Source organism: Pseudomonas sp. 43A (genome assembly GCF_013363935.1).
GTDB classification, from domain to species: Bacteria; Pseudomonadota; Gammaproteobacteria; order Pseudomonadales; family Pseudomonadaceae; genus Aquipseudomonas; species Aquipseudomonas crudilactis.
Window position 1 is genome coordinate 3,142,583 of record NZ_CP054880.1, and the last position, 19,138, is coordinate 3,161,720.

At 54.9% G+C, this 19,138-nt stretch carries 2 protein-coding genes (1 of these 2 only partly in view); both read left to right on the forward strand.

The window, feature by feature from the left end; all coding sequences use genetic code 11:
• Positions 1-5,289, forward strand: a complete 5,289-nt coding sequence (locus HUW52_RS14035) for a non-ribosomal peptide synthetase (protein WP_175553975.1) — start codon at positions 1-3, stop codon at positions 5,287-5,289.
• Positions 5,289-19,138 carry the 5' portion of a non-ribosomal peptide synthase/polyketide synthase gene (locus tag HUW52_RS30180; protein ID WP_175552661.1) on the forward strand. 11,689 nt of this gene lie beyond the right edge of the window, so the window shows 13,850 of its 25,539 coding nt (coding positions 1-13,850); the start codon lies at positions 5,289-5,291; its stop codon lies off the right edge, out of view. Before HUW52_RS14035 ends, HUW52_RS30180 begins: the two co-directional genes overlap by 1 nt.

Below are 19,138 nucleotides of genomic sequence, written 5' to 3' on the forward strand. Positions count from 1 at the left end.
ATGAAGACATCAGTAGATAACGGTAAAGACACTTTCTTCGACATTGCACGGGCTCGAGCTCTGAAATCGAATGGTCACGCGTCTCGGCCAGTCTTCACGTATCTGAATGATGGAGAAAATGTCAGTGGGGAACTGACGTTTGCACAGTTAGATCATCAGGCAAAGAAACTAGCCGCACATCTTCAAAAGATAACCAAGCCTGGCGATCGTGTCCTTCTCGTTTATCCGCCCAGCCTTGACTATATTATCTCGTTTTATGGGTGTCTTTATGCTGGAGTGATTGCTGTTCCAGCTTTGTCGCCGGCGAATGCGAATGCGTTACGGCGTTTGTCGGCCATCGCCGACGATTGTAAGCCTGTGGTTGCCCTAACGCATGCTGGAATTGCTGAAAATGTAGCGAAAATGGAGTTTTCGGATAATAACAAGCAGCTAGAGAGTTTGATCTGGTTTGCAACAGATGATCTCGAGGATCTTTCAGAGTATTGGATACCTCCTACACTATGTGGTTCCGATATTATATTTTTGCAGTACACATCAGGCTCCACGTCTTCTCCCAAAGGAGTGATGGTGAGTCATGATAATTTGCTCGCCAATCTCGCGCTTATTACTGAATCTTGCAATGCGTCAGCGGGCGACAAGGTGGTTTTTTGGTTGCCGCCCTATCATGACTTTGGCCTAGTGTGTGGCATCGCATGGCCTATCTTCTTCGCTGGGCATTGTATTCAGTTCCCGCCCTCTGTTTTCCTGATGCGACCTATTAGATGGCTTAAGCTGGTATCTCGTTATCGAGCTCGGGTAACGGGTGCGCCCAACTTTGCGTACCAGTTGTGTGCTGAACAAATATCTGAGGCTCAAAAAAGCGAACTCGATCTAAGTTGCCTGGATCTTGCGCTAAACGGTGCGGAGCGGGTGCGAGTTTCGACGTTACGACATTTTTGTGAAGCGTTTGCTGGCCAAGGGTTCCGGCCTGAGGCGATCGCGCCTGCTTATGGTCTCGCTGAGTCGGTGCTGCTGGTTGCTATGCGTTCGCGAGCGGCGTCCGGTTTTCCCGCTGTAGAGAACATAAGCAAGGCAGCACTTGCAGTCGGTTGGATTGCGACCAGTAATGATTCACTGGATACAACACCGGTTATCTGTCTAGGGGAAACGAGGCGCGGGAATCATCACGTTGCAGTTGTCGACCCCAAAGCACTGAGGGAGTTGCCGGAAGTTAGCGTGGGCGAAATTTGGGTGAGTGGCGGGTCGGTTGCTCAAGGCTATTGGGGGCAACCCACATCTGTTTGCGACGAAACGTTCGGTGCCCGCATTGAAGGTAGTGATCGTGGCTGGTTGCGCACCGGAGACACTGGGTTTATCCGTAACGGCGAGCTATACGTAATTGGTCGCATCAAAGAGATGATGATAATTAATGGGCGTAATGTTTATCCGCAAGATGTTGAAGTAACCATTGAAGGGATTGACCCCGCTTTCCGGGCCAATGGTTGCGCCGTCTTCGCGTTAGAGGATGAGGCCAACTCTCCAGTTGTAATCGTCCAGGAAGTTAACAGTCGACAGAAGGTTGCGCATGAAACATTGATTGGAAAAGTACGGAAGGAGCTTGCTCAACAGCATGGGATTTTTGATCTCGCCGCTGTGCTGCTGGTAAAACCTGGGCGGCTTCCTCGTACGTCAAGCGGCAAGATCCAGCGAATCCAATGCAAGCAGATGTACATCACACAGACTATCGATGCTAACTGGTCTTGGCGCGCCAGTTTTGAGCAAGATGCAATATCTCTGTCGCCATACGAGGCACCGCAGGGGGAAATTGAGCAAACACTGGCGCGTTTTTGGTCGGAGCTTCTGGATGTAGAAAGGGTCGGTCGAAATAATAATTTTTTCGAGCTGGGTGGTGATTCGCTGCTAGCAGCTCGTTTGCTCGCGCGCGTACATAGCAAATGGAGTGTCTCCGTCCCGCTGGCTACGTTATTTTCAGAATCGTCATTGGGTGCGCTGGCAGTTGTGGTGAGCTCGTTACCGCCAACTAAGCACTCGGCAATCCAGCCTGCGGATCGTAGTCGACCTCTCCCGCTATCTTTATCGCAACAGCGGCTTTGGTTCTTGAACCAACTGGATGCGTCGCTTCTTGCTGCCTATCACATGCCTGTCGTTTTTGATCTACAAGGCCCGGTGAGATTTGATGTCGTACAGAAAACGCTCGCTGATATCGTCACGCGGCACGAGTCCCTGCGTACGACTTTTGTCGCAAGTGGAGAGGAGGTGTTCCAAGTCGTTGCGCAGTCAGTTCAGGATTTCGTCCTTGCGCAAAATGACCTTAGTGAGATGACTCAGTGTGCGCAACACGAATCAGTTACTGACTGGGCTAATTACGAAGCATCCAAGCCGTTTGATCTATCGGGCGGGCGGTTGATTCGTGCCCGGTTATTACGCTTGGCACACGATAAACATGTCTTACTAGTGACATTTCACCACATGGTGGCAGATGGCTGGTCTGTCGGTGTATTCGTGAGAGAGTTCAGTGCGCTATATGCTGCCTGTAATGAAGGCCGTTCGGCACCATTACCTCCTATGACCATCCAGTACCCCGATTATGCAGTTTGGCAGCGTAAATGGTTGCAGCAGGAACACCTGCAACAACAGGCTGAGTATTGGAAAGAACAATTAGCTGATGCGCCCGCATTGTTGGCTTTGCCGACGGACCGTGCTCGTCCGACCCGCCAATCGGTAGCGGGCGCCAGCGTAGAAGTTGTTCTTGATAAAGAGCTTACACATGCTTTGAAGCAACTGAGCCAACATGATGGCGTGACGCTCTTTATGACATTGCTCGCAGGCTGGTCGGCTGTCCTATCTCGTTTGGCAGGACAAGAAGATGTCATTATCGGCACGCCGACGGCGTATAGGCCACGCCAAGAGCTGGAAGCGCTCATCGGCTTTTTTGTCAACAGTTTGGCGCTGCGCATTAATGTGTCGGGTGCGACTCGACTAGATGAATTAATTTCACAGGTTCGTCGGGTCACACTGCAGGCGCAGGAGAATCAGGATCTGCCGTTTGAAAAAGTGGTAGAGATCGTGCAGCCCGCTAGAAACCTTGGGCATACCCCCTTATTTCAGGTAATGCTCACTTGGCAAAACAATGATCTGAAAGCACCCGATATTCCTGGTGTGCACTTGAATCTTCGCGGCAGTCCAATCAATGCAGTTAAGTGTGATTTAGAGTTGATACTGGCAGAGTCTAACGACACGATTGTTGGGGAGTTTGCCTACTCGACTGCATTGTTTGACGCGGAAACAATTGAGCGGCATCGCGACGCGCTGATTTGTATGTTGCGAGCAATGATCAGTGATCCAACGCAGGTCGTTTCAAGTGTAGAAATAATATCGTCGACTGAACGGGCTCTTTTGCTAGAAACGTGGAACCAGACAGACGCCTCATATTCTTCGGAATCTTGCCTGCATCAGCTTTTTGAAGCCCAAGTGAACAGGACACCCGATGCAGTTGCATTAGTGCAAGACGGATGTGAGCTGACGTATTCACAGTTGAATGTTCAGGCTAACCGACTGGCTCATTACCTGATTGCTCAAGGAGTACGTCCTGACAGTCGCGTGGGAGTGTGTGCGGAGCGACGGCCTCATATGGTTGTAGCTTTGTTGGCTACCTTGAAGGCTGGTGGCGCCTATGTACCTCTAGACCCCGATTATCCAACTGAGCGTTTGCTGGATCTGTTGTTGGATGCCAATCCCACAGTGCTTTTGATGGATGAATCAGGAGATAAGGCGTTGGGGGAAAGCGTTGAGAGGCTTTTGCCCTCTCTTTGCGTGCAACATTTGCCCAGCGCTTTAGCTAACTTGTCCGAATGTGATTCCAATCCAGACTCCGGAGTTTCGGGCGTTAACTCAAGGCACCTTGCCTACGTAATCTATACCTCCGGTTCCACCGGTAAGCCTAAGGGAGTGATGGTGGAGCATCGCAGTATCGTTAACCGTTTGGAATGGATGCAGGACGCCTTTTCACTGACCGAGAAGGATGTCGTTCTGCAGAAAACACCTTTTAGTTTCGACGTCTCTGTATGGGAGTTTTTCTGGACACTTCTCTATGGTGCGAAGCTGGTGCTCGCTGTACCGGGCGCTCATAAAGATCCGCGCGCACTCATTGATTTAATTCAGCAGCAGAACGTCACGATCTTGCATTTCGTGCCCTCAATGTTGAGTGCGTTTGTGAGTGATGATTTTGCAATGGATTGCCGTTCGCTTAGGTATGTCTTTGCCAGCGGTGAGGCATTACCCTCTTATATGGTTCGCAAGCATCAAGAATTACTGCCGGATGCTCGAATTGTTAACTTATATGGCCCTACGGAAGCGTCCGTAGACGTCACCGCATGGATCTGCCCAGAAGGGTTCAACGATATTGCGGTGCCAATGGGGCGTCCGATTTCTAACACCCGTCTTTATGTGCTGGACGGGCATTATCAACTTGTTCCAATTGGGTCAGTCGGTGAATTGTTTATTGGTGGCGTAGGCGTAGCGCGAGGTTATTTAAACCGTCCTGAACTGACTGCCGAGCGTTTCTTGAATGATCCTTTCTCTCAGAAAGAGGGCGCGCTCCTGTACCGCACGGGTGATCTGGTGCGCTATCAGGCAGATGGCAATCTGGAGTTCCTGGGACGCAATGATTATCAAGTCAAGGTTCGAGGTTTCCGTATTGAGTTGGGAGAGATAGAGGCCCAGCTGATTCAGCATGCGTCTGTCCAAGAGGCCGTTGTGATCGCGCGCGGTGAAAACGATTTCCAGCAGTTAGTCGCATACGTTGTGTTAAATCCGGAAGCTTCGGTCGAAACGCCAGCTTTGCGTGATTATTTGAGTCGGCAGTTACCGGACTACATGGTTCCTTCCGCATTTGTACAAATGCCCCAGCTACCTTTGACACCGAACGGCAAGCTCAACAGAAAAGCATTACCTGCACCGGGCGTAGAAGCAGTAGTGACCCGAGTTTATGAAGCACCGCTCGATGAGCTCGAACATACACTTGCCACCATTTGGGCAGAGCTATTGGGGGTAGTCGATGTCGGTCGGCGCGATAATTTCTTTGAATTGGGTGGCCATTCACTGTTGGCCATTCAGGTGACCACTCGACTGAGGTCAAGCCTAGGTCGAGATGTACCGCTTACAACACTTTTCAATGCGCCAGTTCTGTGCGAGTTCGCGCGGGAAATCAAATGCACCCAACGCTATGCCGATGATCAGCAATTGCTCGATCTTGATGCATTCATGAGTTCGATCGAGGAGAAAGCCTGATGAATGCGCCATTGGCTCGCCGTTTGGCGGAGCGTTTTCTTGAGTTGGCACCCTTTCAGCGTAGAGCGTTCTACGAAAAGCTGCGCAATGACGGGCAATCTTTTCAGCAATTTCCAATAGTGCCCCGTCTGAAGTCGCAAAAGCTGGCTCTCTCCTATGCACAGGCCCGTCAATGGTTTCTGTGGAGCTTGGAACCCGGTGGCTCCGCCTATCACATGACTGGGGCGATGAAGCTAACTGGAGCTCTTGATGTTGAGACCCTCAAAGCCAGCTTCGATGCGGTTATAGGACGTCACGAAGCTTTGCGCACACAATTTCGATTGGGGATGGATGGACAGGTTCAGCAGTTCATCCAGACCGACCTGCAGACTGAATGTGAAGAACTTGACCTGAGAGATATTTGCTCGCTGGAGCTTGAGGCGCGTGTTCGCGATGCTGTGGACCGGATGCATCAGCGCCCATTTGATCTAGAGGCGGGCCCACTACTGCGATTGGGGCTGATTCGACAAGCCGACGATGTACATATTCTCGTCGTGATGATGCATCACATCATCTCGGACGGTTGGTCGGTAAAGGTCATTGTCGATGAATTCGTAGCGCAGTACAGCGCGCGTGTTCAAGGCCATACGCCAGACTTGGCCCCCTTGCCGATCCAGTACGCCGATTACGGCATGTGGCAACGAATTTGGCTTGAGGCGGGAGAGAAAGAGCGGCAACTGGCCTACTGGAAGGTGCAGTTAGGTGATGAACACCCAGTTTTGCAATTGCCGACGGATAACCCTCGCCAAGTGGATGGGCGTTACCGTGCCGGTCGTCATAGCTTCGAACTACCAGAAGCGTTGATTCAGGGGTTGCATAAACAAGCTCAACGCCAAGGTGCTACCTTGTTCATGGCTCTGCTGACTGGGGTCCAGACGCTTTTGTATCGCTACAGCGGCCAGCAGGATATTCGCGTCGGTGTGCCTATCGCGAACCGCCACCGGGTGGAAACCGAAGGGGTGGTAGGTCTGTTCGTTAACACCCAAGTGCTGCGCAACGTCCTACACGGACGCCTTAGTCTGACGCAGGCACTCGAGCAAGCGAAAGCGGCCACTCTAGGCGCGCAGGCACATCAGGATCTGCCATTTGAACAACTGGTCGAAGCGCTGCAACCGGAGCGTAACCTCGGCATTAATCCGTTGTTTCAGGTAATGGTCAATCACCAACAGCAAGATCTTAGGGCGTTGCAACATTTGCCCGGAATCAACCTGGAAGATTATTCACTCGGCGAGCAAACCGCGCAGTTCGAGTTGACAATCGATACTTGCGAAGATGCAGAAGGGCGGGTGAAAGCCAGTTTTATATATGCTCAGGAGTTGTATGAAGCTTCGACCATTAAGCGCATGTCGCAGCATTATATTAGGATGCTGCAAGCGTTGGTCGATCAGCCGCAGACGGCGCTGAGTGATGTGCAACTACTGGGTGAACTGGAGCGACAGGAGCTTAAGCTCTGGAGTGAAAATGAAACACGCTCTCCCAATATGCTGCCGGTCCATTACCTGTTCGAACAAGAGGTCCGCAGGAGTGGTCATGCGACGGCGGCGGTTTTTGGCGGCGATAGCCTAACTTACGCCGAGTTAAACAAACGGGCCAACCAACTGGCGCACTACTTGATCAAACAGGGTGTGCAGCCGGAAGTGAAAGTCGGGATAGCGGTCGAGCGCTCGCTGGATATGGTGATTGGCTTGTTGGGGATTTTGAAGGCAGGGGGCGCATATGTGCCACTCGACCCTGAACTTCCTGCCGAACGTTTGACTTACATGGTGATAGACAGCGGCATTGAGTTGTTGTTGACGCAAAGCACGATAAATAAAGATTTTCCACACCCGGCCAGCCTTAAGGTGTTGGCGCTAGATACGCAGGATCTGAGCACTCAACTTCCTACGAACCCGAGCGTCGCCTTACACGGCGAAAACTTAGCCTATGTCATCTACACCTCGGGTTCCACCGGTAACCCTAAAGGCGCAGAGATTCGTCATCGTGCACTCACGAGTTGCCTGACGTGGATGCAGCAGACGTATGGGCTGACAAAGGCTGATGGGGTATTGCACAAGGCACCGTTCAGCTTTGACGTCTCGGTATGGGAAACTTTCCTGCCACTGATCGTCGGTGCACGACTGGTGGTGGCTTTTCCTGGAGATCACCGTGATCCGGAAAGGATCGTCCAGCTCATTCGTCAGCATCAAGTGACGATTCTTAGCTTTGTACCTTCGATGCTAAAAGCTTTCCTGGCCCACATCGGCAAAGATGTGCAATTACCGTTGCGTCATGTGATGTGGGGGGGAGAAGCCGTTTCTGAGAACACCCAGAGCGAGGCGTTGCGTCTTCTCAAAGGAGTCAATCTCCAAAACTTGTATGGCCCGACTGAAACCACCATCCACGTGACCCATTGGACTTGTCGTGATGATGGACGCAGTTCTGTTCCAATAGGCCAACCTGTCTCGGAAACGCAGACCTATGTACTGGATGAATATTTGAGCGAGGTGCCACCAGGTATAGCGGGTGAGCTCTATATCGGCGGCGAACTGTTGGCTCGAGGTTATCTCGGGCGGGCAGCTTTGAGTGCTGAACGCTTTGTGGCGAGCCCGTTCGCCAGGGCGGGTGAGCGTCTGTATCGCACCGGCGATCTGGTGCGCTGGAACCATGAAGGACAGTTGGAGTATCTCGGCCGGATCGACCATCAGGTCAAAATCCGCGGTTTCCGGATTGAGTTGGGTGAGGTCGAGGCGCAACTGCTGGCGCAGCCTGAAGTGACAGCGGCGGTGGTGATGGCCAAAGAAGGGCCAAGTGGGGCGCGACTGATCGGTTATGTGGTGGCGCAAGCCATCGACTCCCCGACATTACGCGAACGCTTGAGCCAGACACTGCCGGACTACATGGTGCCTGGTGTAGTCGTGTTACTGGAAAGCCTGCCGCTGAATGCCAATGGCAAGGTGGACCGCAAGGCATTACCGGAGCCAGAGTTCGAGAGCGAGCGAGCGTATGAGGCCCCGCGAGGTGCGGACGAGGAAGCTTTGGCGGCAATCTGGGCTGAAGTGCTTGGGGTTGAGCGCGTTGGACGCAATGATAATTTCTTCGAGTTGGGAGGGCATTCATTGCTTGCGCTGAGTGTTCTTGAGCGAATGCGTGCTCAAGGCATGGCAGTTCAGGTGCGCACTCTGTTTCAACAGCCCGAGCTGGCCGCTTTTACTTTGGCGGTAGCGCAGAACCGCGATCGACATGACGTAGTAGTTCCCCCGAACCTGATTCCCGACAATTGCCAGGCCATCAGGCCCGAAATGTTGCCTCTGATTGATCTCGATGCGCGGCAGATCGAGCGGATCGAAGCGGCCATTCCGGGCGGCGCAGGCAACATTCAGGATATCTATCCGCTGGCACCATTACAGGAAGGCATCCTGTTTCATCATTTGCAGCCTCAGGGTGATGTTTACGTTATTACGCACCTATTGAGTTTTGACAGCCAGGCGCGGCTGGAGAGCTTCGTTGCCAACTTCAATCAAGTCATCATGCGGCATGACATTCTCCGTACCGCTGTCCTGTGGGAAGAATTGGATCAACCGGTGCAAGTGGTTTGTCGCAAGGCGCAGATTCAGATCGAGTGGCTTTCGGATGAGACTGACGTTTCAGACACTGTTGTCGAACGGCTGAATTTCTATACCGATCCTCGATGCCCTCGGATCGATGTGAGCCGTGCGCCCATGATCCGAACAGTATGCGCTTACGATGCCGAGCAAGGACGCTGGTTACTGCAATTGATCAGCCAACATTTGGTAATGGATCATGCAACTCTGGAGCTGATTGTCGAAGAGATCAGCCTGATTCAGGATGGTCGAGAGGCAGATCTGCCTGAACCGATCCCTTTCCGCCGGTTTGTAGTGCAAGCCCAGCAGGGTATGAGTCGTGTCGAACACGAAGAATTCTTTACCCAAGTGCTTGGCGACGTGGACGAATCGACGGCACCGTTTGGTTTGCTTGATGTGCAAGGGGATGGCCAGGCCATCGTAGAGGCGCGCCTCCCATTGGCCGATGATCTGTCTATGCGGGTTCGGCAACAAGCACAACGTTATGGCGTCAGCGCAGCAGCCCTGTTCCACCTTGCCTGGGCACTGGTTCTGGCCAGAAGCACTGGCAAGGACGACGTAGTATTTGGCACGGTGTTGTTTGGGCGGATGCAAGGCGGTGAAGGTGCTGATCGTGCAATGGGCATGTTCATCAATACACTGCCAATGAGGATCAAGCTGGGCATGCGCACCGTTGCGCAAAGCCTGCAAGAGACACATGCCGGACTGACTGACCTTATGCACCACGAACACGCGAGCCTTTCGCTGGCGCAACGTTGTAGCGGGTTGGCGGGAGGCACGCCTTTATTCACGGCCTTGCTGAACTATCGGCACAGTGTGGAACCGGGTGCGGGGGGGGCAGACGGTATCTGGGAGGGCATGGCATTGATCGGTGGTGGAGAAAGAACCAACTATCCGATCGATATGACCGTGGATGATCTGGGCAGAAGCTTCCAACTGGTGGGACACATTCATGAGTCGTTCAGCGCGCAGAAACTGTGTGAGTACATGCAGTCGGCGGTTGAAGGAATCGTCGCTGCGTTGGCCGAACAGCCGCAACAAACGCTGGGTGATATCGAGCTGCTCAAAGATTCCGAACGCGCTCAACTTCAGGCCTTGGGTGAAAATCCTACCCGTTACCCACATGCACGGCCAGTCCATCGCCTGATCGAAGATCAGGTTGGCGAACGTGGCGATGCAACTGCGGTCGTGTTTGCCGGCGACAGTCTGACGTATGCCGAATTGAACCGCCGGGCTAACCAACTGGCGCATCATTTAATCGATCTGGGTGTACAACCGGAAGCGAAGGTGGGCATCGCCGTCGAGCGCTCGCTGGACATGGTGATTGGCCTGTTGGGGATCATGAAAGCTGGTGGTGCCTATGTGCCGCTGGATCCGGAGCTACCGACGGAGCGCTTGGCGTACATGGTGCGCGACAGCGGTATCAAGCTGCTGCTGACGCAGAGCACTGTGAGTGGCCGTCTCTCAAGTACCACCTCTTTGCAGGTATTGGCGCTGGATGCCATAGATTTGAGTGCGGAGTCTGCTCAAAACCCGGACGTCATCCTGCACGGCGAAAATCTGGCCTACGCGATTTATACCTCCGGCTCCACCGGCAAGCCGAAAGGCGTCATGGTAAAGCACGGTGCGCTCAGTCACTTCATGCTGGACATGCAGCAACGGCCAGGCATGACAGCGCAGGACGTGATCGTTGCAGTAACGCCGCTTTCTTTCGACATTGCTGCGCTTGAGCTTTATCTGCCATTGATCAGTGGTGCCCGGATGGTACTGGCCCCCAAAGACGTGGCACGGGATGGTGAAGCATTGGGTCGTCTCATCAATGAGAGTCACGGCACGTTGCTTCAAGCGACCCCGGCTAGCTGGCGGATGTTGCGCGATAGCGGCTGGTCGGCCGAGCACTTGGGCTTCAAGGGCCTTTGCGGAGGTGAGGCGTTGACCGCGGATCTGGCGCAGGATTTGCTCGGTAATGGTGTCGAACTCTGGAACATGTACGGCCCGACCGAAACCACCATCTGGTCATCAGTCAGTGAAGCAAAGCTGGGTCAGAACATTGGTCAAGCCATTGCCGATACCAAGCTATATGTCCTTGATGCCAGTTTGAATATGGTCCCGGCAGGGGGCGCAGGCGAGTTGTGTATTGGCGGCGTTGGATTGGCCCGAGGTTATTTGGATCAGGCAGCTTTGAGTGCTGAGCGTTTTGTAGCGAACCCGTTCGCCAAGGCGGGTGAGCGTCTGTATCGCACCGGTGATCTGGTGCGCTGGAACCACGAAGGACAGTTGGAGTATCTCGGCCGGATCGACCATCAGGTCAAAATCCGTGGTTTCCGGATTGAGCTGGGTGAAGTCGAGGCGCAACTGCTGGCGCAGCCTGAAGTGACAGCGGCGGTGGTGGTGGCCAAAGAAGGGCCAAGTGGTGCGCGACTGGTCGGTTATGTGGTGGCACAAGCCATCGACTCCCCGACATTGCGCGAGCGCTTGAGCCAGACACTGCCGGACTACATGGTGCCTGGTGTGGTCGTGATACTAGAAAGCCTGCCGCTGAATGCCAATGGCAAGGTGGACCGCAAGGCATTGCCGGAGCCAGAGTTCGAGAGCGAGCGAGTGTATGAGGCCCCGCGAGGTGCCGATGAGGAAACACTGGCGGCAATCTGGGCCGCGGTACTGGAGGTCGAGCGTGTCGGTCGTCACGACAACTTCTTCGAGCTGGGTGGCGATTCGATCCTCAGTCTGAAGGTGGTGGCGCGAGCCCGGGCCAATGGTCTTGGACTGACACCTCGTCATCTTTTCGAGCATCAGAGCTTGGCGGCTGCGGCGAAAGCTGGCGGTGGGCAGAGTGCTGTGATCGAGACGATTCCCGTACTGACGCAGCGGGACGATGTGGTTCCTTCGTATGCCCAGGCACGGCAATGGTTCTTGTGGCAACTGGAGCCGGCCAGCACGGCGTACCACATCAGTGGTGCACTGAAGCTGCGCGGTGAGCTTGATGTCGAGGCGTTGAAAGCCAGTTTTGATGCCTTGGTGGCTCGTCACGAATCGCTGCGCACGGTGTTCGGTGCCGGTGATGACGGGCAGGTGCGGCAGATCATCCGTGATTCGATGTCGACGCAAGTTGAAGTCATCAACGTAGGCGCCGAGCCCGTGAAGCAGCGAGAGGTCGCAGTACGCTTGCACCAGACGCCTTTCAATCTGGAGACTGGTCCATTGCTGCGGGTCGGCTTGATCCGTCAAGCGGCGGACGAGCATGTACTGGTGGTGGTGATGCACCACATCATCTCGGACGGTTGGTCGATGCAGATCATCGTCGACGAGTTCGTGGCGCAATACAGCGCACGTGTTCAAGGTCTCACGCCAGAACTGGCAGCCTTGCCGATCCAGTACGCCGATTACGGGGTGTGGCAACGCAATTGGCTGGAGGCGGGGGAACAGGAGCGGCAACTGGCCTACTGGAAAAACCAGTTGGGTGACGAGCATCCGATCCTGCAGTTGCCGACGGATCATCCTCGCCAAGTAGAAGGCCGCTACCGTGCTGCCCGCCACAGTCTTGAACTACCAGCTGTTTTGGTCCAAGGCCTGCACAAGCGAGCACAAGCAGAGAATGCAACGCTGTTCATGGCGTTATTGGCGGGAGCTCAGGTGTTGCTCCACCGCTACAGCGGACAAGAAGATATTAGAGTCGGGGCACCTATTGCCAACCGTGAGCGGGTGGAAACCGAAGGCGTAGTGGGGTTCTTCGTCAATACTCAGGTGCTACGGAATGTGATGAATGGGCGCCTGAGCCTGACGCAAGCGCTTGAGCAAGCGAAAGCGGCCATGCTAGGTGCACAGGCGCATCAGGATCTGCCTTTTGAACAGTTGGTAGAAGCGTTGCAGCCGGAACGTAACCTGGGCATCAACCCGCTGTTTCAGGTGATGGTCAACCATCAGCGGCAGGACCTGCGGGCGCTGCAGCAGCTGCCCGGGCTCAGCCTGGAAGACTATGTACTGGGTGAGCAAAGTGCACAGTTCGAACTGACCATCGACACCAGCGAGGATGCTGATGGCCGGGTTCAGGTGAGTTTCGCTTACGCCCAGGAGTTGTTCGAGGCTGAAAGTATTGAGCGCATGTCGCGCCATTACGTGGCGATCCTGCAAGCGTTGGTCGATCAGCCACAACAGGCACTGGGGGATGTGCAACTGCTGGATGCGATGGAGCAATGCCAGCTTCAGTCGTGGAGTGAAAATTCCACGCGCTATCCAGATGCACAACCGGTTCATCGTCTGTTTGAGCAGCAGGTACGTGAGCGCGGCGATGCAACTGCAGTCATTTTTGCAGGCAACAAACTGACTTACGCTGAATTGAATCGCCGGGCTAACCAACTGGCACATCACCTGATCAAACTGGGTGTGCAACCGGAAGTGAAGGTGGGCATTGCCGTCGAGCGCTCGCTGGACATGGTGATTGGCCTGTTGGGGATATTGAAGGCCGGGGGCGCCTATGTGCCTGTGGATCCGGATTATCCGCAGGAGCGGCAGACGTACATGATGGACGATAGTGGCATCAAATTGCTGCTGACCCAGTCCACCGTAATAAACCGTATCGCGAGCGTGCAATCTCTGCAGCTGGTGGTTTTGGATAGGCTGGAGCTGGAAGAGGAATGTGCCGAAAACCCGAAACTCGCCATCCACGAAAAAAATCTGGCATATGTGATCTACACGTCGGGATCGACAGGCAGGCCAAAGGGCACAGAAATCCTCCACCAGGCTGTAACGCGCCTGGTCTTTGCTGTTGACTATGTGCAACTTAATCCTGAGGTTCGCATGCTCCATTTTGCGCCTCTGACATTTGATGCATCAACGTTCGAAATTTGGGGCTGCTTGTGCAATGGCGGCCTTTTAGTGCAGGCCAATAACGATCGTCTGGCTCTCGACGAGCTGGCGGACTTGATCGCAGAACAGAGGGTCAATACTGCTTGGCTTACCGGAGCATTATTCAATCAGATGATTGAGAGTCGCCCTGAGCGGCTGTCGTCTTTGACGCAGTTGCTAACAGGTGGCGAGGCTATGTCGTCGATTCATGCTTGCAAGGCATTAGCAAGTCTTGAAGCCGTTTCGCTAATCAATGGATACGGACCAACAGAGTGCACGACGTTTGCCGCTTGCCACCGCGTTGATAATTCGGATCTTTCATCTGGAGTGATCCCGATCGGGCTGCCTGTCAACCAAACCAGCGCATGGGTGCTCGATGTGGATCTCAATGTCGCACCAATAGGTGTCGTCGGCGAATTGTATCTTGGCGGTACGGGAATGGCACGAGGATACTTGGGCCAGACCGGCCTGAGTGCTGAACGCTTTGTAGCCAGTCCATTGGCCAAAAATGGCGAGCGTCTGTATCGCACCGGCGATCTGGTGCGCTGGAACCGCGAAGGACAGTTGGAGTATCTCGGCCGGATCGACCATCAGGTCAAAATCCGCGGTTTCCGGATTGAGCTGGGTGAAGTCGAGGCGCAACTGCTGGCGCAGCCTGAAGTGACAGCGGCGGTGGTGGTGACCAAAGAAGGGCCAAGTGGGGCGCGACTGATCGGTTATGTGGTGGCGCAAGCTATCGACTCCCCGACATTACGCGAGCGCTTGAGCCAGACACTGCCGGACTACATGGTGCCTGGTGTAGTCGTGTTACTGGAAAGCCTGCCGCTGAATGCCAATGGCAAGGTGGACCGCAAGGCATTACCGGAGCCAGAGTTCGAGAGCGAGCGAGCGTATGAGGCCCCGCGAGGTGCGGACGAGGAAGCTTTGGCGGCAATCTGGGCTGAAGTGCTTGGGGTTGAGCGCGTTGGACGCAATGATAATTTCTTCGAGTTGGGAGGGCATTCATTGCTTGCGCTGAGTGTTCTTGAGCGAATGCGTGCTCAAGGCATGGCAGTTCAGGTGCGCACTCTGTTTCAACAGCCCGAGCTGGCCGCTTTTACTTTGGCGGTAGCGCAGAACCGCGATCGACATGACGTAGTAGTTCCCCCGAACCTGATTCCCGACAATTGCCAGGCCATCAGGCCCGAAATGTTGCCTCTGATTGATCTCGATGCGCGGCAGATCGAGCGGATCGAAGCGGCCATTCCGGGCGGCGCAGGCAACATTCAGGATATCTATCCGCTGGCACCATTACAGGAAGGCATCCTGTTTCATCATTTGCAGCCTCAGGGTGATGTTTACGTTATTACGCACCTATTGAGTTTTGACAGCCAGGCGCGGCTGGAGAGCTTCGTTGCCAACTTCAATCAAGTCATCATGCGGCATGACATTCTCCGTACCGCTGTCCTGTGGGAAGAATTGGATCAACCGGTGCAAGTGGTTTGTCGCAAGGCGCAGATTCAGATCGAGTGGCTTTCGGATGAGACTGACGTTTCAGACACTGTTGTCGAACGGCTGAATTTCTATACCGATCCTCGATGCCCTCGGATCGATGTGAGCCGTGCGCCCATGATCCGAACAGTATGCGCTTACGATGCCGAGCAAGGACGCTGGTTACTGCAATTGATCAGCCAACATTTGGTAATGGATCATGCAACTCTGGAGCTGATTGTCGAAGAGATCAGCCTGATTCAGGATGGTCGAGAGGCAGATCTGCCTGAACCGATCCCTTTCCGCCGGTTTGTAGTGCAAGCCCAGCAGGGTATGAGTCGTGTCGAACACGAAGAATTCTTTACCCAAGTGCTTGGCGACGTGGACGAATCGACGGCACCGTTTGGTTTGCTTGATGTGCAAGGGGATGGCCAGGCCATCGTAGAGGCGCGCCTCCCATTGGCCGATGATCTGTCTATGCGGGTTCGGCAACAAGCACAACGTTATGGCGTCAGCGCAGCAGCCCTGTTCCACCTTGCCTGGGCACTGGTTCTGGCCAGAAGCACTGGCAAGGACGACGTAGTATTTGGCACGGTGTTGTTTGGGCGGATGCAAGGCGGTGAAGGTGCTGATCGTGCAATGGGCATGTTCATCAATACACTGCCAATGAGGATCAAGCTGGGCATGCGCACCGTTGCGCAAAGCCTGCAAGAGACACATGCCGGACTGACTGACCTTATGCACCACGAACACGCGAGCCTTTCGCTGGCGCAACGTTGTAGCGGGTTGGCGGGAGGCACGCCTTTATTCACGGCCTTGCTGAACTATCGGCACAGTGTGGAACCGGGTGCGGGGGGGGCAGACGGTATCTGGGAGGGCATGGCATTGATCGGTGGTGGAGAAAGAACCAACTATCCGATCGATATGACCGTGGATGATCTGGGCAGAAGCTTCCAACTGGTGGGACACATTCATGAGTCGTTCAGCGCGCAGAAACTGTGTGAGTACATGCAGTCGGCGGTTGAAGGAATCGTCGCTGCGTTGGCCGAACAGCCGCAACAAACGCTGGGTGATATCGAGCTGCTCAAAGATTCCGAACGCGCTCAACTTCAGGCCTTGGGTGAAAATCCTACCCGTTACCCACATGCACGGCCAGTCCATCGCCTGATCGAAGATCAGGTTGGCGAACGTGGCGATGCAACTGCGGTCGTGTTTGCCGGCGACAGTCTGACGTATGCCGAATTGAACCGCCGGGCTAACCAACTGGCGCATCATTTAATCGATCTGGGTGTACAACCGGAAGCGAAGGTGGGCATCGCCGTCGAGCGCTCGCTGGACATGGTGATTGGCCTGTTGGGGATCATGAAAGCTGGTGGTGCCTATGTGCCGCTGGATCCGGAGCTACCGACGGAGCGCTTGGCGTACATGGTGCGCGACAGCGGTATCAAGCTGCTGCTGACGCAGAGCACTGTGAGTGGCCGTCTCTCAAGTACCACCTCTTTGCAGGTATTGGCGCTGGATGCCATAGATTTGAGTGCGGAGTCTGCTCAAAACCCGGACGTCATCCTGCACGGCGAAAATCTGGCCTACGCGATTTATACCTCCGGCTCCACCGGCAAGCCGAAAGGCGTCATGGTAAAGCACGGTGCGCTCAGTCACTTCATGCTGGACATGCAGCAACGGCCAGGCATGACAGCGCAGGACGTGATCGTTGCAGTAACGCCGCTTTCTTTCGACATTGCTGCGCTTGAGCTTTATCTGCCATTGATCAGTGGTGCCCGGATGGTACTGGCCCCCAAAGACGTGGCACGGGATGGTGAAGCATTGGGTCGTCTCATCAATGAGAGTCACGGCACGTTGCTTCAAGCGACCCCGGCTAGCTGGCGGATGTTGCGCGATAGCGGCTGGTCGGCCGAGCACTTGGGCTTCAAGGGCCTTTGCGGAGGTGAGGCGTTGACCGCGGATCTGGCGCAGGATTTGCTCGGTAATGGTGTCGAACTCTGGAACATGTACGGCCCGACCGAAACCACCATCTGGTCATCAGTCAGTGAAGCAAAGCTGGGTCAGAACATTGGTCAAGCCATTGCCGATACCAAGCTATATGTCCTTGATGCCAGTTTGAATATGGTCCCGGCAGGGGGCGCAGGCGAGTTGTGTATTGGCGGCGTTGGATTGGCCCGAGGTTATTTGGATCAGGCAGCTTTGAGTGCTGAGCGTTTTGTAGCGAACCCGTTCGCCAAGGCGGGTGAGCGTCTGTATCGCACCGGTGATCTGGTGCGCTGGAACCACGAAGGACAGTTGGAGTATCTCGGCCGGATCGACCATCAGGTCAAAATCCGTGGTTTCCGGATTGAGCTGGGTGAAGTCGAGGCGCAACTGCTGGCGCAGCCTGAAGTGACAGCGGCGGTGGTGGTGGCCAAAGAAGGGCCAAGTGGTGCGCGACTGGTCGGTTATGTGGTGGCACAAGCCATCGACTCCCCGACATTGCGCGAGCGCTTGAGCCAGACACTGCCGGACTACATGGTGCCTGGTGTGGTCGTGATACTAGAAAGCCTGCCGCTGAATGCCAATGGCAAGGTGGACCGCAAGGCATTGCCGGAGCCAGAGTTCGAGAGCGAGCGAGTGTATGAGGCCCCGCGAGGTGCCGATGAGGAAACACTGGCGGCAATCTGGGCCGCGGTACTGGAGGTCGAGCGTGTCGGTCGTCACGACAACTTCTTCGAGCTGGGTGGCGATTCGATCCTCAGTCTGAAGGTGGTGGCGCGAGCCCGGGCCAATGGTCTTGGACTGACACCTCGTCATCTTTTCGAGCATCAGAGCTTGGCGGCTGCGGCGAAAGCTGGCGGTGGGCAGAGTGCTGTGATCGAGACGATTCCCGTACTGACGCAGCGGGACGATGTGGTTCCTTCGTATGCCCAGGCACGGCAATGGTTCTTGTGGCAACTGGAGCCGGCCAGCACGGCGTACCACATCAGTGGTGCACTGAAGCTGCGCGGTGAGCTTGATGTCGAGGCGTTGAAAGCCAGTTTTGATGCCTTGGTGGCTCGTCACGAATCGCTGCGCACGGTGTTCGGTGCCGGTGATGACGGGCAGGTGCGGCAGATCATCCGTGATTCGATGTCGACGCAAGTTGAAGTCATCAACGTAGGCGCCGAGCCCGTGAAGCAGCGAGAGGTCGCAGTACGCTTGCACCAGACGCCTTTCAATCTGGAGACTGGTCCATTGCTGCGGGTCGGCTTGATCCGTCAAGCGGCGGACGAGCATGTACTGGTGGTGGTGATGCACCACATCATCTCGGACGGTTGGTCGATGCAGATCATCGTCGACGAGTTCGTGGCGCAATACAGCGCACGTGTTCAAGGTCTCACGCCAGAACTGGCAGCCTTGCCGATCCAGTACGCCGATTACGGGGTGTGGCAACGCAATTGGCTGGAGGCGGGGGAACAGGAGCGGCAACTGGCCTACTGGAAAAACCAGTTGGGTGACGAGCATCCGATCCTGCAGTTGCCGACGGATCATCCTCGCCAAGTAGAAGGCCGCTACCGTGCTGCCCGCCACAGTCTTGAACTACCAGCTGTTTTGGTCCAAGGCCTGCACAAGCGAGCACAAGCAGAGAATGCAACGCTGTTCATGGCGTTATTGGCGGGAGCTCAGGTGTTGCTCCACCGCTACAGCGGACAAGAAGATATTAGAGTCGGGGCACCTATTGCCAACCGTGAGCGGGTGGAAACCGAAGGCGTAGTGGGGTTCTTCGTCAATACTCAGGTGCTACGGAATGTGATGAATGGGCGCCTGAGCCTGACGCAAGCGCTTGAGCAAGCGAAAGCGGCCATGCTAGGTGCACAGGCGCATCAGGATCTGCCTTTTGAACAGTTGGTAGAAGCGTTGCAGCCGGAACGTAACCTGGGCATCAA

Bases quoted from the DNA above. Each gene is read 5' to 3' on its own strand.
- HUW52_RS14035 (WP_175553975.1), top strand. From the start codon at position 1: ATGAAGACATCAGTAGATAACGGTAAAGACACTTTCTTCGACATTGCA.